This window comes from Micromonospora yasonensis (assembly GCF_026013475.1).
GTDB classification, from domain to species: Bacteria; Actinomycetota; Actinomycetes; order Mycobacteriales; family Micromonosporaceae; genus Micromonospora; species Micromonospora yasonensis.
Genome location: NZ_JAPDPH010000114.1, coordinates 1 through 22,347 on the forward strand (window position 1 = coordinate 1; position 22,347 = coordinate 22,347).

Annotated in this window: 19 protein-coding genes and 1 pseudogene; 7 read left to right on the plus strand and 13 right to left on the minus strand. The window is 73.0% G+C overall.

Annotation, left to right across the window (positions count from 1 at the left end):
* Window positions 1–772: pseudogene (locus tag ONA70_RS21755) on the minus strand (hypothetical protein); the annotation flags it as partial.
* Between the two features lie 149 nt (window positions 773–921).
* On the opposite strand from ONA70_RS21755, the gene ONA70_RS21760 reads away from it, so the two are divergent.
* Window positions 922–1,560, plus strand: coding sequence for a TetR/AcrR family transcriptional regulator (locus ONA70_RS21760; protein ID WP_043965396.1), 639 nt, complete (start codon window positions 922–924; stop codon window positions 1,558–1,560).
* 65 nt (window positions 1,561–1,625) lie between these two features.
* The gene (locus tag ONA70_RS21765; protein ID WP_265008317.1) at window positions 1,626–1,853 is read left to right on the plus strand and encodes a DUF3107 domain-containing protein; all 228 of its coding nucleotides are present in this window, start codon (window positions 1,626–1,628) and stop codon (window positions 1,851–1,853) included.
* 52 nt (window positions 1,854–1,905) lie between these two features.
* On the opposite strand, the gene ONA70_RS21770 is transcribed toward ONA70_RS21765, so the two are convergent.
* On the minus strand, window positions 1,906–2,544 hold the full coding sequence (locus ONA70_RS21770) for a ferritin-like domain-containing protein (RefSeq protein ID WP_265008318.1): 639 nt from the start codon (window positions 2,542–2,544) through the stop codon (window positions 1,906–1,908).
* Window positions 2,545–2,837: 293 nt separating this feature from the next.
* Between ONA70_RS21770 and ONA70_RS21775 the strand changes: the two genes are divergently transcribed.
* The 3 genes from ONA70_RS21775 (at window position 2,838) to ONA70_RS21785 (ending at window position 6,494) form a co-directional block, all read left to right on the plus strand.
* The gene (locus tag ONA70_RS21775) at window positions 2,838–4,487 is read left to right on the plus strand and encodes a DEAD/DEAH box helicase (RefSeq protein WP_265008319.1); all 1,650 of its coding nucleotides are present in this window, start codon (window positions 2,838–2,840) and stop codon (window positions 4,485–4,487) included.
* Window positions 4,488–4,759: 272 nt separating this feature from the next.
* Window positions 4,760–5,920, plus strand: coding sequence for a class I SAM-dependent methyltransferase (locus tag ONA70_RS21780; RefSeq protein WP_265008320.1), 1,161 nt, complete (start codon window positions 4,760–4,762; stop codon window positions 5,918–5,920).
* A 157-nt stretch (window positions 5,921–6,077) separates the two neighbouring features.
* Window positions 6,078–6,494, plus strand: coding sequence for a helix-turn-helix domain-containing protein (locus tag ONA70_RS21785; protein ID WP_265008321.1), 417 nt, complete (start codon window positions 6,078–6,080; stop codon window positions 6,492–6,494).
* A gap of 4 nt (window positions 6,495–6,498) precedes the next feature.
* On the opposite strand, the gene ONA70_RS21790 is transcribed toward ONA70_RS21785, so the two are convergent.
* From ONA70_RS21790 to ONA70_RS21805, 4 genes are all read right to left on the minus strand, one after another.
* Window positions 6,499–7,482 carry a hypothetical protein gene (locus ONA70_RS21790; protein WP_319958078.1) on the minus strand — a complete coding sequence of 328 codons (984 nt, stop codon included), beginning with the start codon at window positions 7,480–7,482 and terminating at the stop codon, window positions 6,499–6,501.
* Window positions 7,475–7,705, minus strand: a complete 231-nt coding sequence (locus tag ONA70_RS21795; RefSeq protein ID WP_265008322.1) for a heavy-metal-associated domain-containing protein — start codon at window positions 7,703–7,705, stop codon at window positions 7,475–7,477. Before ONA70_RS21795 ends, ONA70_RS21790 begins: the two co-directional genes overlap by 8 nt.
* 159 nt (window positions 7,706–7,864) lie before the next feature.
* Window positions 7,865–9,985 carry a RecQ family ATP-dependent DNA helicase gene (locus tag ONA70_RS21800; protein WP_265008323.1) on the minus strand — a complete coding sequence of 707 codons (2,121 nt, stop codon included), beginning with the start codon at window positions 9,983–9,985 and terminating at the stop codon, window positions 7,865–7,867.
* Between the two features lie 56 nt (window positions 9,986–10,041).
* Window positions 10,042–11,745, minus strand: a complete 1,704-nt coding sequence (locus ONA70_RS21805; protein WP_265008324.1) for a BTAD domain-containing putative transcriptional regulator — start codon at window positions 11,743–11,745, stop codon at window positions 10,042–10,044.
* A 140-nt stretch (window positions 11,746–11,885) separates the two neighbouring features.
* On the opposite strand from ONA70_RS21805, the gene ONA70_RS21810 reads away from it, so the two are divergent.
* Window positions 11,886–12,722, plus strand: a complete 837-nt coding sequence (locus ONA70_RS21810; RefSeq protein WP_265008325.1) for a hypothetical protein — start codon at window positions 11,886–11,888, stop codon at window positions 12,720–12,722.
* 119 nt (window positions 12,723–12,841) lie between these two features.
* On the opposite strand, the gene ONA70_RS21815 is transcribed toward ONA70_RS21810, so the two are convergent.
* From ONA70_RS21815 to ONA70_RS21845, 7 genes are all read right to left on the minus strand, one after another.
* A complete protein-coding gene (locus ONA70_RS21815; RefSeq protein ID WP_265008326.1) occupies window positions 12,842–13,954 on the minus strand; it encodes a branched-chain amino acid ABC transporter permease in 1,113 nt (370 codons plus the stop codon).
* Window positions 13,951–14,841, minus strand: coding sequence for a branched-chain amino acid ABC transporter permease (locus ONA70_RS21820; RefSeq protein ID WP_265008327.1), 891 nt, complete (start codon window positions 14,839–14,841; stop codon window positions 13,951–13,953). The genes ONA70_RS21815 and ONA70_RS21820 overlap by 4 nt, the downstream gene beginning before the upstream one ends.
* The gene (locus tag ONA70_RS21825) at window positions 14,838–15,626 is read right to left on the minus strand and encodes an ABC transporter ATP-binding protein (RefSeq protein ID WP_265008328.1); all 789 of its coding nucleotides are present in this window, start codon (window positions 15,624–15,626) and stop codon (window positions 14,838–14,840) included. Before ONA70_RS21825 ends, ONA70_RS21820 begins: the two co-directional genes overlap by 4 nt.
* Window positions 15,627–15,681: 55 nt before the next feature.
* Window positions 15,682–16,425: an ABC transporter ATP-binding protein gene (locus ONA70_RS21830; protein ID WP_265008329.1), complete on the minus strand. Its 744-nt coding sequence runs from the start codon at window positions 16,423–16,425 to the stop codon at window positions 15,682–15,684.
* A gap of 4 nt (window positions 16,426–16,429) precedes the next feature.
* Window positions 16,430–17,632, minus strand: a complete 1,203-nt coding sequence (locus tag ONA70_RS21835; RefSeq protein WP_265008330.1) for a substrate-binding domain-containing protein — start codon at window positions 17,630–17,632, stop codon at window positions 16,430–16,432.
* 275 nt (window positions 17,633–17,907) lie between these two features.
* The gene (locus tag ONA70_RS21840; RefSeq protein WP_265008331.1) at window positions 17,908–19,584 is read right to left on the minus strand and encodes a DUF11 domain-containing protein; all 1,677 of its coding nucleotides are present in this window, start codon (window positions 19,582–19,584) and stop codon (window positions 17,908–17,910) included.
* 303 nt (window positions 19,585–19,887) lie between these two features.
* Window positions 19,888–21,003, minus strand: a complete 1,116-nt coding sequence (locus ONA70_RS21845; RefSeq protein WP_265008332.1) for a glycerophosphodiester phosphodiesterase — start codon at window positions 21,001–21,003, stop codon at window positions 19,888–19,890.
* A 106-nt stretch (window positions 21,004–21,109) separates the two neighbouring features.
* Here ONA70_RS21845 and ONA70_RS21850 point away from each other — a divergent pair.
* The coding region (locus ONA70_RS21850) for a TrkH family potassium uptake protein (RefSeq protein WP_265008333.1) at window positions 21,110–22,347 on the plus strand (1,238 nt) is incomplete at its 3' end.

Genomic DNA, 22,347 nt, shown 5'->3' on the forward strand with positions numbered 1-22,347 from the left:
CCTCGACAGAGGGCCCCGAGGCGGGGTGGTCGGCCCAGTCCTGATCGGCCGGGGGCGCGGACGTGGGCCGCTCGGCCCAGCCCCGGGAGAGCGAGGGGACCTCGCCGGGCGGCTCGGTCGGGTATTGGTCGGCCCATGCACGGGAGAGCGACGGGGGCGGCTCGGCACCGGACCGCTCGGCGGTCGGGGCGTGGAACCCGGGCGGCACCTCGAAGCCGGAGGCGGCGGCGCCGACCGGCGGCACCTGGAGGGCCGGGGGCGCCGAGGACGGGACGACACCCTCCGCCCAGCGCGCCGCGCGGCCCGCCGAGGGCTCGTCCGAGGTGTGCCGGACCGGCCCGGACTCCGCGTCGGCGGCTGGCTGCTCCACCCCGGATGCCGGCCGCTGGGCCGGCACGGCCAGGCGGCCGCCGTCGGTCTCGCGGCGCGGCTCGTCGAGGGGCGGGGCACTCACCGGCGCCTGGCGGGACACGGGCGATTCCTCCCCGGCGTGCGGCACGCCGTTGACATGGTGGCCGTTGACCCGGGCCGACGGCTCCCCGGCGGGGAGCCCCGGCAGCGGGGCCGGGAGGTCGCCGTGGCGGGGGGACGACGCGGCCCAGCCGCCGGTGAGGTCGGGCCGAGGCCAGCCGGCGGGGGCCTGCGCGCCCCGGGCCCAGCCGGCCGCCGGGGGCGCCCACCCGCCGCCGGTACGGGCCAGGTCGTCCTGCTGACCCGTCCCGTCGCCGTGCTCTCCCGGGGTGGCGGCTCCGGGTTGCCCTGAATCACTCACCGCGCGCTCCTTGGTCGCCCCCGCTGAGGCTACCGTGTGGTGACAGTGGCGATAAGTTACAGCGGCGGGCCAATTCCGGGACGGGTTCACCGGCCCCGACCGGTTCGGGTGATAAGTGCCGGCTCGTACGTAGAAACTCGGAGGTTCCCATGACCGCTGTGGGGAACGGTGCACAGACCGCCGGTCGGCCCACCCGGCTGCCCCGCTCCGCGCGCCGTAAGCAGCTGCTCGCGGCCGCTCAGGAGGTGTTCGTCGCCCAGGGCTACCACGCCGCGGCGATGGACGACATCGCCGAGCGCGCGGGAGTCTCCAAGCCGGTGCTCTACCAACACTTCCCGGGCAAGATGGAGCTCTACCTGGCGCTGCTGGACACGCACTGCGACGCCATCGTGGCGAAGGTGCACGACGCCATGCGTGGCACCAACGACAACAAGGAGCGGGTCAGCGCCTCGGTGCGCGCGTACTTCGACTTCGTCGACCACGAGAGCGAGGCCTTCCGGCTGGTCTTCGAGTCGGACCTGCGCAACGACCCGGCGGTCCGGCAGCGGGTGGAGCGGGTCGAGCAGGGCTGCATCGCCGCGATAACCGACACCATCATCTCGGACACCGGGGTCAGCCGGGCGCACGCCGAACTGCTCGCCTCCGGCCTGGTCGGGGCGGCGGAGACGGCCGCGCAGTTCTGGCTGGCCGGGGGCCGGCAGGTGCCCAAGGCGGAGGCGGAGGCGCTGGTCGCTGCCCTCTCCTGGCGCGGCATCGCCAGCTTCCCGCTGCAAGGTGAGTCAGCCTGAACATCGGGCCCGCAGATCGGATAGCCTTCCCACGGCGGCTCTTTCGCCCCAGTTGAGGAGGCACAGTGGAGGTCAAGATCGGCGTGCAGTACGCGCCGCGGGAGCTGGTCCTGGAGAGCGCGCAGTCGCCGGCCGAGATCGAGCAGATCGTGACCGACGCCGTCGCCAAGGGTGAGGGCACCCTCTCCCTGACCGACGAGAAGGGCCGGCGGGTCATCGTGCCGGTCGGCAAGGTCGCCTACGTCGAGATCGCGGAGGCCTCGCCCCGCGCGGTCGGGTTCACCGTCCGCTGAATTCCCCACCGGGTCGCCGTGGCGGGGCACCCGCCACGGCGGCCCCGGAATCTCAGTTGTTCAGCCCGGCGGCGGTCATCCGCGCGGTGTGCGCATCGGTCAGCCGCTGGAACAGCGCGGGCACGTCGACCCGGCGGGCGATCAGCGCGGTGAGCGCGCCCCGGTCGGCGGCGGCGACCCGTCCGGCCTGGGAGAGCGCCTCCCCGACCAGCCGGCGGGCCCACATGGAGAGCCGGTCGGCCACCCGGGGGTCGGCCGCGATGGCCGCCCGGATCTCGGCGGCGGCGAACTCGGCGTACCGCGAGTCGTGCAGCACGTCGAGGATGAGCTGACGGTCCGGCTCGGCCAGCCCGTCGGCGATCTGCCGCAGGAAGTCGTCGGTGATCGCGTCCCCCACGTACGCCTTGGTCACCGCCGCCAGCCAGTCCTTCGGCTCGGTCGAGTCGTGGTACGCCTCCAGCGCCTCGACGTAGGGGGCCATCGCCTCGTCGGGTGCCGCCCCGAGGGCGGTGATCCGGTCGGCGATCCACCGGTAGTGCGCGATCTCGGCGGCGGCCATCTCGCCGAGCGCCGCCCGGCGGCGCAGATCGGGGGCGAGCCGGGCGTCGGCGGCGAGCCGGTCGAAGGCCAGCAGCTCGCCGTACGCGACGAGGCCGAGCAGGTCGATCACGGCGGGATCGGGGGCGGACACCAGGGCAGGCTACCGTCCCGGCGATCTGTGGTCCAGATCACACCAATCACCCCTGGACGTCGACCGGTCACCGGAATGCGGACTCCCGAGGGGTGGTTCAGGTAGGATGAGACAGTTGCCGTGGGCACCGATCCGATCAGCACCGTTGTTGGTCAGCTGATCACCGCCGGTCCCCGGCGCGCGTGCGGCCCGGTCCGGCTCGGCGTACCGCCCCCGACCGTGTGGCCCGCGCCATACCGATCGCGCCCTGAGGACATGAGGGGCGCACCACGAGAGGGCACCCCCAAATCCATATGAGCGAGCAGATTCAAGGCCAGCCGCTGGCCCCCACCGCTCCGGTCCGTCCGGAGGCTCCCACCTTCGCCGCACTCGGCGCCCGTCAGGAGACCGTCGAGGCCCTGGCCGCCGCCGGCATCACCCGCGCCTTCGCCATCCAGGAGTACGCGCTGCCGATCGCGCTGCGCGGCGTCGACCTGATCGGCCAGGCGCCGACCGGCACCGGCAAGACCCTCGGCTTCGGCATCCCGCTCCTGGAGCGGGTCTTCGCCCCGTCCGAGGGCAGCGACGGCGTGCCGCAGGCACTGGTCGTCGTCCCCACCCGCGAGCTGGGCCTCCAGGTCGCCAAGGACCTGGACGCCGCGGGCCGCACCCGGGGCGTCCGGGTGCTGCCGATCTACGGCGGCGTGGCGTACGAGCCGCAGGTCGAGGCGCTGCGCAAGGGCGTCGAGATCCTGGTCGGCACCCCGGGCCGGCTGCTGGACCTGCAGAAGCAGAAGCACCTGCGGCTCGACCGGGTCCGCGCGCTGGTGCTCGACGAGGCCGACCGGATGCTCGACCTGGGCTTCCTGGACGACGTCGAGAAGATCCTGGCCATGCTGCCGGAGGACCGGCAGACCATGCTCTTCTCGGCCACCATGCCGGACCCGATCGTCGCGCTGTCCCGGCGCTTCCTGCGCCGGCCGGTGACGATCCACGCCGGGCACACCGCCGAGACCGGCCCGTCGCCGCAGACCAAGCAGCTCGCCTACCGCACCCACTCGATGAACAAGGTCGAGATCGTGGCGCGGATCCTCCAGGCGGAGGGTCGGGGCCTGACCATGATCTTCACCCGTACCAAGCGCGCCGCCGACCGCGTCGCCGAGGACCTCGACTTCCGCGGCTTCGCGGTCGCCGCCGTGCACGGTGATCTCGGCCAGGGTGCCCGGGAGCGGGCGCTGCGCGCGTTCCGCGCCGGCAAGATCGACACCCTGGTCGCCACCGACGTGGCCGCCCGCGGCATCGACGTCACCGGCGTCACCCACGTCATCAACTACGACTGCCCCGAGGACCAGGACACCTACACCCACCGGATCGGCCGCACCGGCCGGGCCGGGGCGACCGGTGTCGCGGTGACCTTCGTCGACTGGGACGACGTCCCGCGCTGGCGGATCATCGACAAGACCCTGGGCCTCGACATGCCCGAGCCGCCGGAGACGTACCACACCTCCGCCCACCTCTACACCGACCTGGACATCTCCCCGGAGATCAGCGGCACCCTGCCGACCGCCGAGCGCACCCGCGCCGGGCTGTCCGCGGAGGCCGAGGAGGACCTGGGCGGCGGCCGGTCCCGGCGGGGCGAGCGGGGCGCACGGCGCGGCGACGGCCGCGGCCGGGAGCACCGCCGGGGTCGCGGGGGCGACGCCGCCGCGACGCCCACCGACGAGGGCGACACCGCCGAGGCGGCGGAGGGCACCCGCACCCCGCGTCGCCGCCGGCGTCGCCGGGCCGGCGAGGCGGTCGCCGGCGAGCAGCCGACCGCGGTGATCGCCACGGAGGGCGGCGCCGAGCCGGCCGCGCCCGCCGCCGCCGAGGGCGAGTCGCCGGCCAAGCCGCGCCGCCGCCGGCGCCGCCGTGGCGGCGGTGGTTCGGACATCGGTACGCCGGCCGAGGCGATCGCCGACTGACCCTGCGAGATCCGGGACATCCCCCGCGCCGCCCCGGCGCGGGGGATGTCGTCTCTCCTCGGCTCCCTTTGCTCTGCTGCAGCCGGCGCAACACTCTCGGCCTCCCGGTGTTGCGTCCGCCGCAGCAGAGCAAACGGGGACCGACAGGCACCTCGGGGGGCCGACCGGCACCTCGGGGACCGCGCCCGGCCGCCGTCCCGGCGGGGCGAACGGCCCAGACACGCACGGCCGGCCCGGCACGGAGCCGGAGGCCGGGAAGGATGATGGATTCGATGCCGGAACCCCTGGACGCCGCGCTGACCGAGGTGCGGGCCCTGCTGCTCGACCCCGCGCTGACCCGGGCGGTCGCCGCCGGCCGGCGACGCGGGCAGCGCCCCTCGGTGGTCCGGGCCGAGCTGCGCCCGGTCACCCTCAAGGCCGGCCCCCGGCTGCAGATCTCCACCTCGGACGGGGCCCGGCCGTACACCCGGAACGTGGCACCGGGCGCGGAGGCCGGCGCGGCGGTCGACGAGTTGCTCGCCGAGCCGTTCGGCAACTGGCACGTGGAGACCGCCGACAGCACGCTCCAGCTCCGGGTGACCAAGTCGGGCGAGGCGCAGGTGCACCGGGCGGTCGCCAGCCGTCCCGCCCCCGAGCAGGGCGGCCACGACCGGGCCAAGGACTGGCTGCTCGACCCGGGTGACCCGCTGTTCGCCGAGATCGGCGGTTCGGCGGCCAAGCGCCGCCAGGTGGACGCGTTCCTGCGCGCGCTGGCGGCCACCCTGCCGGACGACCTCACCGGGCCGCTGCGGGTGGTCGACCTCGGTTGCGGCAACGCCTACCTGACCTTCGCGGCGTACCGGTACCTGGCGCAGCGCGGGCTGGACGTCGAGCTGGTCGGCGTGGACGTCCGGGAGGACCAGCGCCGGCGCAACACGGAGTTGGCCGGGCGGCTGGGCTGGGCCGATCGGGTGCGCTTCGTGGCCGGCACCATCGCCGACGCGGTGGTCGACCCGGCCCCCGACCTGGTGCTGGCGCTGCACGCCTGCGACACCGCGACGGACGAGGCGCTGGCCCGAGCGGTCCGCTGGGGTGCCCGCTGGGTGCTCGCCGCCCCGTGCTGTCACCACGACCTGGCCGCCCAGCTGCGGGCCCGGCCGGCGCCCGCACCGTACGAGCTGCTCACCAGGCAGGGCATCCTGCGCGAGCGGTTCGCGGACGTGCTGACCGACGCGCTACGCGCGGGGCTGCTCCGGCTGCACGGCTACCGGGCCGAGGTGGTGGAGTTCGTCGACTCCGCGCACACCCCGCGCAACCTGCTGATCCGGGCCCGCCGGACCGGCAGTGCGCCGACCGACGGCCAGCGCGCCGAGTATCGGGAGCTGATCGACCAGTGGGGCGTCACGCCCCGGCTGGAGACGCTGCTCGCGGCGGCCGGGCAGACCCGGGCGTAGCGGCTGGCGGCGGTCGCGCTGCCGTTGCCTCGGGGCAAGCGAATGGTCCCGGCCACGCCGCCATCCGACCGATCAGTCAGTTACTTCCACGGCCGGCCGTACTACCCTCTTAGGCGCACCGTCCGGTGCTCCGGCCGGGAAGGATGACCCCGCAGGGATGGGTTCAGACGTTTCGCCACAGATGGCCTTCGCGCGCTTCGTCCGGCGTGCCATCGATGACGCCCGCGAGGAGCGTGGCTGGACGGTGACCGACCTGGCCACGCACACCGGTGTGGGGCGGTCCACCGTGTTCCGCTGGCTGGCCGGCGACTGGCAGGACTACCCCGAGCTGGCCAAGGTGCGCGGCTTCTGTGCCGCCCTCGACCTGCCGGTGGCCGCCGCCTTCCGCGCACTCGGCCTGCCCGACGCCGGCCCGGTCCCCCGCCGTCGGGGCGCCGAGGACGCCCCGGTGGAGGCGGACGTCCGGGTGATCCTGGAGCGGCTGGCCGACCCGACCGTGCCCACGGAGGAGAAGCACCACATCCGCGACCTGCTCCGCTATCTGGCCCGCCGGCCGGTCCGCCGGGCGGGTTGACCGCTCAGGCGACGGCCAGGGTGAACTCGGCGGTCCGGACCACGCCGCCCACCTTGAAGTCGAGGAACATCCGGTAGCGGCCCGGCCCGGGCACCGTGGTCCAGAAGGTCACGTTGCCCGGCTCTGCCTGCGGCCCCGGGTGCACGTGCAGGTAGCCCAGATCCCCCTCGCGGATCGCGACCAGATGGCCGTTCGCGCCGAGGTACGGCTCCAGCGCGGCGGGCGCGCTGCCGGCCGTGATCGTGAAGCGCAGCGGCACCGTCTCGCCCGGCTTCGGCGTGCCCTGGTAGTCGACGGCGAACCCGTCGACCGAGGTCGAGGCGGCCGGGGCCGGCAGCGGCCGAGGCACGTACGAGCCGGCGGCGGTCAGGTCGACGCCGAGGGTGGCGACGGTCTGCCGGCCATCATCGGCGACCACGGTGAAGTCGGCGTACGCCCGCCAGGCGCCCGCTGCCGTCAGGGTCAGCGGCACCGACCAGGTGCCGTCCGCCGCCATGGTCGGGTGCAGGTGCTGGTAGCCGGTCAGGTCGCGGCGCACCACGATGAGGTGCATCGGCTTGTCGTGCACCACGGCGAACCGGGTGGCCACCCGCTGCCGCTCGTCCCGGATCTGGAACCGCAGCTCACCGGCCCGGCCGACCGGGAACTCCACGGTCGACGGGGTGAGCGTCCAGCCGCCCGAACTGATCGACAGGCCCGCCGCGTCCGCGCCGCCGGCCTGCGTGACGCCGGCCCTGCCGTGCGAGTGCGCGCCGGTGCCCGGGGCGTGGGTGTGGCCGGCGACAGCCGCCGGTACGTTGCCGGAGGCGCCGGTGGGCGGCGGGTTCAGCCGGCCCAGGCCGAAGCCGAGCAGCACGGCGAGCACCAGCCCGCCCACCACCAGAGCGAGCCGCAGCGTGCCCCGGTCCACCCCGAGGGGCGCGCCGGGGTCGGCGGGCGACTCCCCGCCGGTGGGTGCCACCGCCTCGGCGAGCGGCGACTCAGGCAACGCCGCCGGCCAGCTCGTAGCCAGCCTCGTCGACGGCGGCCCGGACCGACTCCACCGGCAGCGGCTCGGCGCTGGTGACCGTGGCCGTGCCCGCGGCCAGGTCGACCCGGACCTCGTCGACGCCGGGCAGGGCGGAGAGTTCCTCGGTGACCGCCCGGACACAGTGCTCGCAGGTCATCCCGGTGACGGCGTACGTCTGGACGACGGGTCGCTGCTCGGTCATGGGAACCACCGTACCGGCGGGCGGCGTACCGGTCCGCGGACGGTCCGTGACGGTGGCGACGCTCGCAATCCGGCCGGCCCGGGAACTTTCCCCGCCGGCCGGACGACAACGTCAGCCCGGCGCGCCGGACGCCGCGCCACGACGCCTTCGACGACGACGTCAGCCGGCGACCGCGAGGGCCAGCGGGAGCACGTCCGGGGCCCCGGCCCGGCGCAGCAGCCGGGCCACCATGGCCACCGTCCAACCGGAGTCGACCAGGTCGTCGACCAGCAGCACCGGCCCGTCCAGCCCGGCCAGGGCGTCGGCCAGCTCGTCGGGAACGGCGAAGGTGTCGTGCAGCGTGCGTACCCGCTGGGCGCTGTTGCCGCGCGGCCCACCACCGCCCGACGGGCCGGTCGGCACGACCCGGCCGAGCAGCGGCAGCCGGCCCACGGCGGCGATCCGCTCGGCGAGCGAGCCGACCAGCGCGGGGTGGCTGCGGGAGCCGACGGCGACCACCCCGACCGGGCGGCGCGGCCAGGGGTCGTCGCCGTGCGCCCACGCCTTCAACACCTCGACCACGGCCGCCGCCACGTCGTCGGGGACCGGCCCGTCCGCCGCCTCCGGCCCGACCAGGCCGCGCAGCCGCCCACCCCACCCGAGGTCGGAGAGGCGTCCCACGGCCCGCCCGGCCAACGCCTGCTCCGCCGGAGGAATCCGCCCCTTCAGGGGTACGCCCACCGCCTCCAGGCCGGTCGGCCAGAGCTTCTTGGGCGGGATCGCCACGCCGGGGCGACCGAGGAAGGTCTGCGCGGCGGTCAACGCGGCGTCGGACACCTCGGCGGTGAGGAGCGGGCCGGCGCAGTTGTCACAGCGGCCGCAGTCGTCCGCCCCGGCGTCGTCCAGGCACTCCCGCAGGTAGCGCATCCGGCAGCCGGACGTGGTCGCGTACTCCCGCATGGCCTGCTGCTCGGCGGTGCGCGCCTGGGCGACGCGGCGCAACCGGGCCTCGTCATAAACCCAGGGCGCGCCGGTGGCGAGCCAGCCGCCGCGGACCCGGCGGACCGCACCGTCCACGTCGAGCACCTTGAGCATCAGTTCCAGCCGGGCCCGGCGCAGGTCGACGATCGGTTCCAGGGCCTGCGTGGAGATCGGCCGGTCCGGGTCCAGCGCCGCCAGCACCGCCCGGACCTGCTCCTCGGGCGGGAAGGCGAGCGAGGCGAAGTAGCGCCAGATGGCCGCGTCCTCGACGCCGGGGAGCAGCAGCACCTCGGCGTGCGCCACGGCTCGGCCGGCCCGGCCGACCTGCTGGTAGTAGGCGATCGGCGAGGGCGGCGCGCCGAGGTGCACCACGAAGCCGAGGTCGGGCTTGTCGAAGCCCATGCCGAGGGCGCTGGTGGCGACCAACGCCTTGATCTTGTTGTCGAGCAGGTCCTGTTCGGCCGCGCGCCGGTCGGCGTCCTCGGCCTGCCCGGTGTACGCGGCCACCGACCAGCCCCGGGCGCGCAGGAACTCGGCCGTCTCGCCGGCCGCCGCCACGGTGAGCGTGTAGATGATGCCGGAGCCGGGGAGCCGGTCCAGGTGGTCGGCGAGCCAGGCCAGCCGGTGCGCCGGGCTGGGCAGGTCGACCACGGCGAGGCGCAGCGACTCCCGGTCCAGGGTGCCCCGCAGCACCAGCGCGTCGCCCAGCTGCTCGGCCACGTCCTGGGTGACCCGGGCGTTGGCGGTGGCGGTGGTGGCGAGCACCGGCGTCCGCTCGGGCAGCTCGGCGAGGAAGGTACGCAGCCGGCGGTAGTCGGGCCGGAAGTCGTGCCCCCAGTCGGAGACGCAGTGCGCCTCGTCCACCACCAGCAGCCCGGTGGTGGCGGCCAGCTTCGGCAGCACGCCGTCCCGGAAGTCCGGGTTGTTGAGCCGTTCCGGGCTGATCAGCAGCACGTCGACCGCCCCGGCGTGGATCTCGGCGGTGATCCCGTCCCACTCGTCAAGGTTGGCCGAGTTGATGGTCCGGGCCCGGATCCCGGCCCGGCCCGCCGACTCGACCTGGTTGCGCATCAACGCCAGCAGCGGCGAGACGATCACCGTCGGACCGTGCTCTCCGCTCTCGCGCAGCAGCGCGGTGGCGACGAAGTAGACCGCCGACTTGCCCCACCCGGTGCGCTGTACGCAGAGCACCCGGCGCCGGTCCACCACCAGCGCCTCGATGGCCCGCCACTGGTCCTCGCGGAGGCGGGCGTGGTCACCCGCCAGCCGCCGCAGCACCGCCTCGGCGCGCTCGCGTACGGCCACCCGATCCTGACTCATCCGGCATTTCTACCAGGCGCCCCCGTCCCAGCCCGCCGCGCGCCGTACCCGCGCTGTCATCCGCCCTGTGCGGCAGGCGGGTGGGGCGGCGGTTCGTCGGGTCGGGCGGGTCCGGGGACGGGGGGAAGGAAGACGAGCAGGTCGCGGAGGGAGTCGGTGAGGGCCGGCGGGAGGAGGCACCGGCCGGCCAGCTCCTCCATCGAGCCGAACGGACCGCGCAGCCACCGGTCCATCGCCACCTGCCGGGCCTGCGGGCCGGTCACCCCGGGCAGGCCGACGATCACCTTCTCCCCCACCGCGTTGATGTCGACCAGGCCGCCGTCGTCGAAGGTACGGGGCAGGTCGGGTCGCCCGATGTGCAGTTGTTCCCGGGCCGCCGGGTAGTGGTAGAGCAGGTAGCGAGCCTGCTCACGGCGGATCCGTCGGTCGTCGGCCGCCCGGCGGCCGGCCCGGCTCCGGAACATCCCGGCGACGGCCGGGTTGAGCATGATCACGTGCGCGGCGCCACCCAGCCACGCCCCGCCGAGCGCGACGAACCCGACGTCGGACAGCAGTCCGTTGCCGTCGGCGTCCATCGTCTCCAGGCCCGCCACGAACAGGACCACGGCGGCGAGGTAGCCGCCGGCCGCCGCGAAGAGCCAGCCACGCCCGCGCCGGACGGCGTAGAGGAGCAGCACCAGCCAGGTGAGCACGCCGAACGAGCAGAGTGCCACCGCCGCACCGGCTGCGGCCACCAGGTGGCTGGCCCAACGCGGCAGCCCGGTGGGCGCCGTTCGGGGTGCCGGTACGGGCGGCGGGAGGTAGGCGACGGGTGGGACCGGAGCGGGCCGGCCCCGAGCAGCCGAGACCGGAGCGGGCGAGACCGCGGCGGCGGACACCGGCCCGGCGACAAGCGGTGGCGACCCGGCGACAAGCGGTGGCGGTACGGCGACGGGCGGCGGCGGTACGGCCGGGACGGGCGAGACCGCGACCGGAGCGGGCGGGGCCGGGATGAGGGACGGATCGGCGCGCAGGATGCGCTGGTGCAGCTCCTGAAGCACCTCGCCCGGCTCGATGCCGTACTCCTCGCGAAGCAGCTCGTCGAAGTCCCGGTACGCGGCGAGCGCCTCCGCCTGCCGCCCGCTCCGGTAGAGCGCCAGCATGAGCTGGTGCCGCAGCCGCTCCCGGACCGGAAACTCGGCCACCAGCTCGACCAGTTCGCCGACCAGCTCGCGGTGCCGACCGCTCGCCAGGTCCAGCTCGACCCGGGTCTCCAGGGCGACGGCCCGCAGCTCCACCAGCCGGTGTCGGGCGGTCTCGAAGTACGGCCCGGCAAACCCGGTGAACGGCTCGCCCTGCCACAGTTCCAGGGCGGCCGCCAGCTCCGCCTGCGCCTCCGCGGTACGCCCGGCCGTAGACCGCTGCCGGGCCCGGTGCACCCCGCGTTCGAAGCGGACCGCGTCCACCGACTCCGGCTGGACCCGCAGCAGGTACCCGGCGTCGGTGAGGGTCAGCACCCGCCCCGGCGTACGCGGGGACCGCTCGGGTTCCAGCACCCGGCGCAGGCCGGCGACGTACTTCTGCACGACGTTGAGCCCGTTGGCGGGGGGCTCGTCGGGCCAGACCGCCTCGATGATCTGGCCGGTCGGCACCGGACGGCCGGCGGAGAGCAGCAGGACCGCCAGCACGGCCCGCTGCTTGCCCGCGCCGAGGTCGAGTGGACGGTCGGCGTACCAGGCCCGCTGCGGGCCGAGGATCTCGAAGCGCAACGCCTCTGACATGCGAGTTTCCGCTCCTGCACACCGCCCGTCCGCCGACGGCGGCCCGCGGCAGTCGGACGGCAGCATATCGGCAGCGAGACGGCGGCCGGACCTGCCAGGGTCTTCGTGGCAACAGCCCCCTGGGAAAGTGAGTCAACGAAATGACGCAGCGTATCGGCACCGCCGCGACGATCCGGCGGGTCGCGGGTATCGCGACGGCCGTGCTGGCCACCGCCGCCCTGTCCGCCGGGTGCGGCACCACCAACGACACCTCTGCCGGCGGCACCGGTTCCACCCCGGCGGCGTCCCCGTCCGTCGACCCGAAGGCCGTCCTGCTGGCCGCCGTGCCCGTCGAGGAGGACCCGGGCTTCCGCTTCTCCATCGTCGACGGCACCGACAAGGTCGTCGGCGTGGTGGACCCGGCCGCACACGCCATGGAGCTCGGCCTGTCGCAGAAGAACGACGACCCGGAATTCACCATGGACCTGACGTTCCGGATGATCGACGACAAGAGCTGGATGCGGGTGAAGCTCAAGGGCATTTCCGGCCTGCACGAGATGCTGAAGCTGCCGAAGCACTGGATGACGCTGGACCGGACCAAGCTCGACGACCCGACGGACGCTCCGGTGTACGAGGGCACCGACCCGGCCAACACCGCCGCGATCATCCGGACCGCGGACACGGTCGAGGACAAGGGCAACGGCACGTACACCGGGTTCGCCGACCTGACCAACGGCCAGGACGTGGCCACCGCAGTGGACGGGGTCGACGTGGCGGCGCTGGGCGAGGCGGCCAGGAAGGTGCCGTTCACCGCGGTGGTCGGGCCGGACGGCAACCTCACCTCGCTGACCCTGGACATCCCCGCCGGCGGGAAGCAGAAGGCCATCACGTTCGTCGTCCGGTACTTCGACTTCGGCAAGGCGCCGAAGCTCAGCGCGCCCAGCGACGACGAGGTGCGGAAGGCGCCCACATCGGCCTACGAACTGCTGAACAGCTGAACCCGCGACGAGGGGGCGGCGGCCCACACGGGGGGCCGCCGCCCCCTCGCGTGTTGACCAAGGAGTTTGCGTCATCCTACGGCGGAATCCTGACGCAAACTCCTTGATCAACGGGACGGTCAGCGTCGGCGGAGGGCGGTCAGCACGGGGTGGAGGCGGGTGCGGAGGCTGGCCAGGCCGCCGGGGAAGAAGTACACCGCCAGGATGAACACCGTGCCGAGGACGAACAGGGGCTGGCTCAGCGGGTGGCTCAGGAAGGCGGGGAGGCTGTTCACCGCGTCGGACGTGCCGAACGCGGTCAGCCGGTGGTCCAGGTACATGTAGAGGATGCCGCCCAGCACCGGGCCCCAGCGGGTGCCCGGGCCGCCGAGCACCACCATGACCAGCAGGGACAGGGTCAGCTCGGAGGAGGTGATGTGCGGGGACGCGCCGACCAGCAGGGAGTAGACCACTCCGCCGGCAGCCGCGAGCCCGCCGGACAGGGTGAACGCGACCAGCTTGAACCGGTACGGATCCAGCCCGAGCACCCCGATCCGCCGCTCGTCGTCGCGCAGCCCGGCCAGCACCCGCCCGGTCGGCGACATGCTCACCCGATGCACCACGAAGACCACCAGGGCCAGGTACGCCAGCGCCAGCCAGTAGAGGTTGACCGTGTTCGCCACCCCGACCAGGGCCGACGGCAGCCCGGAGACGTCCAGCGTCAGCCCCTCCTCGCCGCCGGTGAGCCCACCGAAGTTCCGGGCGACCAGGATCGCCCCGACCTGGGCGAAGGCCAGCGTGACCATGGCGAACGCGATGCCGGTGGTACGCAGCGCGACCGCGCCGAGCAACCCGGCCAGGATGGTGCTGCCGATGACCGTGAGCAGCCCGGCCTGCCACAGTGGCAGCCCGGCCTTGGTGACCAGGATGGCGGTGCCGTACACCCCGGCGGCGAAGTACAGCGCGTGCCCGAAGGAGAGCATCCCGGCCCGCCCGAAGAGCAGGTCGTACCCGGCGGCCAGGCCGCCGAAGACCAGGCAGATGGCGAGCAGTTGCAGGTTGCCGGGCGAGTTCAACGCTCCCTCGAAGACCCCCGGCAGCTGCACCGTCGAGTACGGCAGGATCACCGCCACCACCAGGGCGACCAGCGGCAGGTACGGCCGCAGCCCGTGCCAGCGGGCGCGCCCGGGGGCCAGCTCGTCGGGTACCGCGGCGGGCGGTGCCGGGACCTCGGGACTCTTGACCTCGGTCATGCGTGAGCCACCTTTCCGGCCAGGCCCTGCGGACGCAGCAGCAGCACCACGGCGAGCAGGCCGACCACACAGATGTCACCCAGCCCGGACGTGCCGTAGTAGTTGACGAACTGTTGCAGCAGCCCCACCGCGACCGCCGCGTACGCGGACCCGACGACCGAGCCCATCCCGCCGATCACCACCACGATGAACGCGAAGATCAGCAGCGAGCCGCCCTGCCCGGGCGAGACGGTGCCGAAGTAGACCCCGCCGAGCGCGCCGGCCAGCGCGGCGGCCGCCCCACCGAGCGCGAAGACCAGGGTGAACGCCTTGCGGACGTCGATGCCGAGCGCGGTCACCATCTCCCGGTTCTCCACCCCGGCCCGGATGATCAGGCCGTACCGGGTGAACCGGAGGAAGGCGAGCAGCGCGCCGAGCACCACGGCCGCGGCGACGATCAGCAGCAGCCCGGCGTTCGGCACGTTCGCGCCGAGCACCGAGGTGACCTCGCGGGTCCAGCCTGGCCGCGGGAACGTCCGCGGATCGGCGCCCCAGGTGGCCTGGAGCAGCGCGACCCCGGCCAGCGACAGGCCGACGGTCACCAGCACCTGCTCGATGGTGCGGGAGTAGAGCGGCCGGATCAGCACCAGTTCGACCAGCACCGCGACCAACGCCCCGGCGAGCACGCCGAAGGCGACCGCGACCAGGAACCCGAACCCTTCCGGGCCGGCGCCGGGCAGGTTGCCCGCCGCCCACCAGGTCGCGTACGCCCCGACGCCGAGGAACAGGCCGTGCGCGAAGTTGAGCACGTCGGCCAGGCCGAAGACCAGGGACAGGCCGGAGGCGACCAGGAAGTAGAGCGCGGCCAGGCCGAGCCCGGTCAGGGTCAGCAGGATCACCGTGCTCACGCCGCGCCACCCTTCGTTCGCGACTGCGGGGCTCGCAGAACCGGCTCACTCCTCGGGCTCACCGGCACCTCGCCGGAGCCGACGCCCAGCAGCGACTTGGTCAGCGCGGTCTCCAGCAGCAGGTCCTGGGCGTTCCCGGTCCAGGCCACCTTGCCGGCGGAGAGCACCACCGCGTCCCGGGCCAGCCGCCGCACCACGGCCAGGTTCTGCTCGACCAGCAGCACCGGCACGGATTCGGCCACCCGTTCCAGCACCTCGGCCACCTCGGTCACCACCTTCGGCGCCAACCCCTTGGTCGGCTCGTCGACCAGCAGCAGCCGGTTGTCGTTGAGCAGCACCCGGCCGATGGCGAGCATCTGCTGCTGCCCGCCGGAGAGCGAACCGGCCCGTTGCCGTCCGCGCCGGTCCAGCTCCGGGAAGAGCGCGAAGACCTTGTCGTACGCCGGCGCGGTGCCCCGCCGTTCGGCGAGCCGCAGGTTCTCCGCGACGGTGAGCCCGGCGAAGACGCAGCGGTCCTCCGGCACGTAGCCGAGCCCGTCGCGGACCAGCCGATGGGTGGGGCGGGCCAGCAGGCTCTGCACGCCCATCCGGATGGTGCCGCGCACCTCGCCGTTGCGGGGCGTGAGGCCGACGATCGCGCGCAGCGTGGTGGTCTTGCCGACGCCGTTGCGGCCGAGCAGCACGGTCACCCCGGTCGGCGCGACGTCGAACGACACCCCCTGGAGGATGTGCAACCCGGCGATCCGCACCGACAGGTTCTCGACCGACAGGATCGGTTCGGTCACTGTGCCATCTCCGTTCGCGACTGCGGGGCTCGCAAACCCGGCTCACTCCTCGCGCTCACAGTGATTCCCCCAGGTACGCCTCCTGCACGGTGGCGTTGGCCATCACCGTGTCCGGGGTGTCGCAGGCCAGCAGCGCGCCGTGGTGCATCACGGCGATCCGGTCGGCCAGCTCCAGGATCACGTCCATGTGGTGCTCCACCATGAGCACCGACCGCCCGCTGTCGCCGGTCAGCGACTTGATGACGCTGACCAGCTCGGGCACGTCCTCGGCGCTGACCCCGGCCATCGGCTCGTCGAGCAGCATCACCCGGGGTTCCCCGGCGAGCAGCAGGGCGATCTCCAGCTTCCGCTTCTCGCCGTGGGCCAGGGTGCCGGCCAGCGCCGTACCCCGGTGGTGCAGGCCGACCCGGTCGAGCGCCGCGTCGGCGGCGGCGGCCACCTCCCGGTCGGCCGCCGCCCGCCGCCACAGCTTCATCGAGCCACCCCGGTGCGCCTGTACGGCGAGCCGGACGTTCTCCCGCACCGTCAGCGAGCCGAAGACCGAGGACGCCTGGAAGGTACGCCCCAGGCCGAGTCGGGCCCGCTTGTGCGGGGGGAGGGCGGTGACGTCCTCCCCGTCCAGCAGGACCCGCCCGTCGGTGGGCCGGCGCAGGCCGGTGATCAGGTTGAACAGTGAGGTCTTGCCGGCACCGTTCGGCCCGATCACGCCGAGGAACTCCCCGGGCGCCAGGTCGAGGTAGACGGAGTCGACGATGGCGACCTCACCGATCCGCCAGGTCAGACCGCGGGTGGCGAGCACGGGGTCAGCCCTTCATCTGGGCGACCGGCGGCGCGGTCTCGTCGCCGGTCAGGGTCTTCTCCGCGGTCGCCGTGTACGCGGTGCCGCTGCCGGACAGCTTGGCCTGGTACATCGGCTGGAGCAGCGCGTGGTCCTCGGCGCGGATGGTCATCTGGCCCTTGATGCTGTCGAACTGCCAGCCTTCCAGCGCCTTGATCATCTTGTCCACGTCGTCGCCGCCCTCCTGTGCGGCGCGGACGACCATCTGGGCGGCGGCGAAGCCGTCCGGGTGGAACAGGTCGAGCGTGCCGCCCGGGATCTTGGCCTTGGCGGCCTTGGCCGCGTCGGTGTCGCTGGCCCCGTCGAAGTAGTGCGACAGGAAGGAGATCTTGCTGCCGGCGGCGCCGAAGGTGGGCCAGGAGGCGCGGATGTCCAGGCCGGTGACGACCGTGGTGGAGGCGAGGACGCCCTGCTGGTCGAGGGTCTGCCACATGGCCGGGGCGGTGGTGCCGGCCCAGGCGACGAAGAGCAGGTCCGGCTTGGCGTTCTTGATCTGGCTGGCGAACGGGGTGAACTCGGTGGCGCTGGCCGGGGCCCGGACGCTGCTCACGGTCGCGCCGGCACCGCCGATCACGTTCTTGACAGCGGCCTCGTTCGCGTCGCCGAACGCGCCTTCCTGGGCGAACACGACGACCTTCTTGCCCTTGGCGTCGCCGATGAAGGACTTGGCGGTCACCACGTCCTGGTACGACTGCCGGCCCGAGCGGAAGGTGTACTTGTTCGCCCCGGTCACCGCGTCGGTGGCGGCCGGCCCGGAGATGAACAGGACCTTGTTCTGCGCGGCGATCGGCGCGACCTGGAGGGCCACGCCGGAGGAGGTGGAACCGGCGATGATCTTCGCGCCCTTGCCGATCAGGTCCTTGGCCGCGGAGACCGCCTTGGCCGGGTCACCCGCGTCGTCGACCTCGGTCAGCTCGATCTTCCGGTCGCCGACCTTGCCGGTGCCCTTGGTGGCGTAGTCGAGGCCGGCCTTGAAGCCCTCGATGTACTGCTTGCCGTAGCTGGCCAGCGGCCCGGACTGGGAATACACCAGACCGACCTTGACCGGTGCGGCGTCGCCGCCGCCGGAGGCGGTGTCCTGCGGGCTGCCACAGGCCGTGGCCGCCAGCGCGGCCGCCATCACCGTGGCGGCGGAAAGGAACACCCGTCGCGTGTGCCGGATCGTCATTGCGACTCCAGGTGGGGACAGGGGGAATGTAAGTTGTCGGCTCACGCTAGAAGTGACGTCACCCAGGGGCTATGTGGCCGAAGCACACAAGTAATCGACGCAGGGTGGCGCGTTGTTACAGCCGCCCACCACCGCTGGGCGACTCCCCCACCCTCGGTAGCCGCCAGCACCATCCACGGGTACGTGGCTGTGTTGCACCCCGCCACCGGCCGAGTCCCGGAAACGGAACGCTCCGGGCACCTCGTGCGGTGCCCGGAGCGTATCCGAGGTACGGGTCAGAGCTGGATACGCACCTTGCGGCGCAGCCGGCTGAGGCCGATCAGCAGGCCGCCCGCGGCCAGCAGACCGCCACCCACGCCAAGGGTCTGGGCGGAGTCCCCGCCGGTGACCGGCAGGTGCTTGCCGTCCCAGCCGCCCTTGCAGTCCTTGCCGTTCTCGCTGTTCTGCCAGTCCTTCCCGTTCTGCCAATCCTTGCAGTCCTTATCGTCCTTCCCGTCCTTGCGGTGGTCGAACTTGCCGTCCCGGATGCAGACGGTGACGGTGACCGGGTCGGAGACTACGTTTCGGCCGTCGAACTTGCCGGTCGCCCGGGCCGTGTTGACCACCTTGCCCTCCTTGACGTCCTCCCAGGTCACCACGTACGGGTTGACCGCGTGGCAGTCGGTGCTGGTGCCCGGGGCCAGTGTGGTGTGGTTGCAGACCACGGTCCCGGCGGTCGGGTCGTTGACCGCGACGTTGGTGATCGTCACCGTGCCGGTGTTGGTCACCCGGTAGGTGTAGAAGATCTTGTCGCCCTTCGCGGCGAAGCCGTCGTTCTCGCACTTGTTCTTGCAGTCCGACTCGACCCGGGCCTTCTTGTCGATCGACAGGCTGGCCTGCGCCTCCTGAGTGGTGACGGTGAAGGTGGCCTTGTTGGACGGCACCGTCTGCTCGCCGAACCGTCCGATCGCCTGGGCGGTGTTGACGATCTTGCCGGCGGCCACGTCGGCCTTCGTGACGGTGTACGTGCCGGTACAGGTGGTGCTCGCCCCCGGCGCGAGCGAGGTGGACTGGCAGGTGATGCCGGCGACCGTGTCGTCGGTGACGGTGATGTTCGTGATCGGGCTGCTCGTGCCGGTGCTCTGGTTCGCCACCGTGTAGGTGTAGGTGACCTTGTCACCGGCCTGGAGCCCGCTGGTCGGCGTGCCGGTCTTGGTGAGCGCCAGCTTCGGGTTCGCCTCCGGGTTCGAGGCGGGGCAGGTGTGGGTGAGATCGAAGAACCTCGCCGTCCCCGAGATCACCGCGATGCCGCCGGTAAGCGTCCAGCCGGCCGTGGTCCGAATCCAGGCCTTGCTGTCGCCGAGGTTGTTGACAATGGCGCTGTTGGGGCCGGGGATCGTCTCGGTGACGGTGCCGCCCGGGGTGCTGAACGTCAGCGTGAGCGACTGGAACACGCCACTGGTCGCCCGGTCGGGCAGCACGAACACCCACACGTCCTGGTTCGTGAAGGGCCCACCGCCGAGGTCGGCGTCGCACTCATGATCGTCGAACCCGGCTGCCGTCGTCGGGACGTTCCCCGGGTTGATGCTGATCGTGGAGACGGCGAGGGCCGGTGAGCCACTCACCAGCAGCAGCGCGCCGGCCAGCAGCGCGACGGCGCCCAGCAGGGCGCCGACGCCGCCTCGTCTGATCGGCGCAGAGGTCTTTCTCATGTAGTTCCCCCGTGTCGTGAATCGGTGACACGGGTGAAAACGAGGACTAATAGGACGTGTTACGCAAAGCGGACGTAGATCCCTCGGATGGTGGACAGCCACGCACTCTTCACCGTCGGCGCCGAGCCGGACCACAATCGCCGTCGCCACGGTCGCCTCGGCACGGTCCACGTCAGCCAGGAACCCGAGCGCCCGGCAGATGGCCCGGGCGAAGCGTCGCGCCCCGTCGAGGTCGGTGGCGAGCACCGGCAGGTGCACCACGAACGCTCCCGGCTCACCAGCGCGCCCCCGGCGCGAACCGGGACTGCCAGCTCCGCAGCGCCCGCTTGATCCGGGCGTTCCGATTTGAGCACGATCTTGGGGGAGGAGCGCCGGGCCGGCCTGATTCGTTTGCGACATCAGCTCCAAAGGGCACTGATGAGGAATCCTCCGCCCACGAACCGCCACTGCACGACCGCAGGCGCCGACTCAAGGAACGGCGCGTGGGGCGCCGGACGGGTCCGGACACCCCACGTCACCTGAGCGCCGCGCCGGGGCTCCGAGCCGCCCCGGCGCGGGCGCCGGTCAGAGACCCGCGCGGGCGGCCACGGCGGTGTCCGGCTGGTCGGTGAAGACCCCGTCCAGCCCGAGGCCGAAGAAGAGCTCGTACTCGGCGGTGATGTCGCCGCGGGCGTTCGGGTCGGCGCCGATCCGGTAGTCGACCGGGAGGAACTGGTTCTCGGCGCGGAAGGTCCAGGCGTGCACCAGCAGCTTCTCCCGGTGCGCGTCCGGGATCACGCTGGTCGGCGCGAGCAGCTTGCCGGCCGCGTCCCGGGGCACGATCAGGTTCTTGTTCAGGCCGACGCCGTCGGCGTACCCGGCCACCCAGTGCAGGCCCGCCGGCGAGGCCAGGTCGGCGTAGGTCCGCTGGTCACCGGCGGCGGTGAAGTCGTACGGCTGGCCGGCGGCGTCCATCAGCTGGATCAGCCGTACGTCGATCATGCGATCGAGCTTGCGCAGGTTGGCCGTCTCGAAGCTCTGGATGAAGACCGGGTCGCCCCGGTGGGTCAGCTTGTTGGCCGTCAGCGTCGCGACCAGCGGCTCCTCCAGCGGCAGCCCGATGGACGCGAAATAGGTGGGGTGCTTGGTCTCCGGGTAGACGCCGATGGTCCGACCCCGCGCCTTCGACTCGGTCCGGGCCAGGCCGAGGACCTCCTGGAAGGTCGGGATCTCGAACTTCCCGTCGAACGCGGTGTTCGCCACCCGTACCTGGGGCAGCCGCTCCTTGGCCCGCAGGGTCTTCAGCTCGGCCAGGGTGAAGTCCTCGGTGAACCAGCCGGTGACCTTGACCCCGTCGATGGTCTTCGTCGCCTTCCGGCCGGCGAACTCCGGGTGAGTAGCGACGTCGGTCGTACCGGAGATCTCGTTCTCGTGCCGGGCGACCAGCACGCCGTCCTTCGTCGAGACCAGGTCCGGCTCGATGAAGTCGGCGCCCTGGCGGATCGCCAGCCGGTAGGACTCCAGGGTGTGCTCCGGGCGGTAGCCGCTGGCGCCCCGGTGGCCGATCACCAGCGGCCGGTGGGCGGCGGAGGACCGCTCGGCACCGGCCTGCGGGTCGGCCTGGGCGGCCACGGTCGGCACCACCACGGCCGCCGCGAGCAGGGCGCCGGCCACGCCGAGGGCGGAAAGGGTACGTCGCAACGCCGTCTCCTGTCGTCGATGAGTACGCCCAGCAGACCGGGTCCGGTTGACCGGCAGTTGGTCGGTTCCTGTCCGGACGGTGAATCTCCGGGCGGAAGATGACCTGGTGCACCGACTGCTCCGTCACCCCGTACGGTTGGTGCCGCTCGGGTTCCTGGCGGCGATCCTGCTCGGCACCGGCGCGCTGATGCTGCCCTGGGCCACCAGCCAGCACCGGTACACCCCGTTCGTCACGGCACTGTTCACCTCGACCTCGGCCGTCTCGGTCACCGGCCTGGCGGTCAACGACACCCCGAACTACTGGAACCCGTTCGGACTGGCCACGATCACCGTGCTCACCCAGGTCGGTGGCCTGGGCATCCTGACCGGGGCGGCGCTGGTGATCCTGGCGGTCTCCCGGCAGCTCGGCCTGCGCAACCGGCTGCTGGTGCAGGCGGAGACCGCCGAGTACGGCATCGGCGACGTCCGCTGGCTACTGGGGCGGATCGCCGGGACGGTCTTCGTCACCGAGGCGGTGATGACGGCGGTGCTCACCGGCCGGCTCTGGCTGGGCTACCACTACCCGCCCGGACGGGCGCTCTGGTACGCCGCCTTCCACGCCATCCAGGCCTTCAACAACGGCGGCTTCACCCTCTACTCCGACGGGCTGGTCGCCTTCGCCACCGACCCCTGGCTGATTCTGCCGCTCAGCCTCGGCGCGATCATCGGCGGGCTCGGGTTCCCGGCGCTCTTCGAGGCCGTCCGGGAGTGGCGGCGACCGGGCGGCTGGGCGATCGCCACCAAGCTCACCATCTGGGGCAGCCTCCTGCTCATCGCGATCGGCTTCGTCTACCTGCTGCTCAGCGAGTGGCGGAACCCGCTCACCATCGGGGTGTACCACGGCCCAGGGCGGATACTGGCCTCCTTCGCCCAGATCGCGCTGAGCCGTACCGGCGGATTCGACGTGGTCGGCATCAGCCATCTCGAGGAGGAGAGCGTCCCTCTACTGATCGTCCTGATGTTCGTCGGTGGCGGCAGCGCCAGCACGGCCGGCGGCATCAAGGTGTCCACCTTCTTCCTGCTCGCCTTCGTCATCTGGGCGGAGCTTCGCGGCGAGCCGGACATCACGGTGGGCCACCGCCGGGTGGTCGCCGCCAGCCAGCGGCAGGCACTGACGGTGGCGCTGCTCAGCGTTGCGCTGGTCGCCGCCGGCACGATGGCGCTCATCGTCATCGCCGAGGGGACCCCGTTCGACGGAGCGCTCTTCGAGGTGACGTCGGCATTCAGCACCACCGGCCTGTCGCTGGGTCTCGACCGACGGCTGCCGCCGTCCGGGCAGTACGTGCTGACCGCGCTCATGTACAT

What these genes read in the sequence shown, in the direction of transcription:
- ONA70_RS21785 (WP_265008321.1), top strand. Translation starts at nt 6,078, where the DNA reads ATGGGTTCAGACGTTTCGCCACAGATGGCCTTCGCGCGCTTCGTCCGG.
- ONA70_RS21805 (WP_265008324.1), bottom strand. Translation starts at nt 11,745, where the DNA reads ATGTCAGAGGCGTTGCGCTTCGAGATCCTCGGCCCGCAGCGGGCCTGG.
- ONA70_RS21810 (WP_265008325.1), top strand. Translation starts at nt 11,886, where the DNA reads ATGACGCAGCGTATCGGCACCGCCGCGACGATCCGGCGGGTCGCGGGT.
- ONA70_RS21795 (WP_265008322.1), bottom strand. Translation starts at nt 7,705, where the DNA reads ATGACCGAGCAGCGACCCGTCGTCCAGACGTACGCCGTCACCGGGATG.
- ONA70_RS21800 (WP_265008323.1), bottom strand. Translation starts at nt 9,985, where the DNA reads ATGAGTCAGGATCGGGTGGCCGTACGCGAGCGCGCCGAGGCGGTGCTG.
- ONA70_RS21815 (WP_265008326.1), bottom strand. Translation starts at nt 13,954, where the DNA reads ATGACCGAGGTCAAGAGTCCCGAGGTCCCGGCACCGCCCGCCGCGGTA.
- ONA70_RS21775 (WP_265008319.1), top strand. Translation starts at nt 2,838, where the DNA reads ATGAGCGAGCAGATTCAAGGCCAGCCGCTGGCCCCCACCGCTCCGGTC.
- ONA70_RS21835 (WP_265008330.1), bottom strand. Translation starts at nt 17,632, where the DNA reads ATGACGATCCGGCACACGCGACGGGTGTTCCTTTCCGCCGCCACGGTG.
- ONA70_RS21760 (WP_043965396.1), top strand. Translation starts at nt 922, where the DNA reads ATGACCGCTGTGGGGAACGGTGCACAGACCGCCGGTCGGCCCACCCGG.
- ONA70_RS21780 (WP_265008320.1), top strand. Translation starts at nt 4,760, where the DNA reads ATGCCGGAACCCCTGGACGCCGCGCTGACCGAGGTGCGGGCCCTGCTG.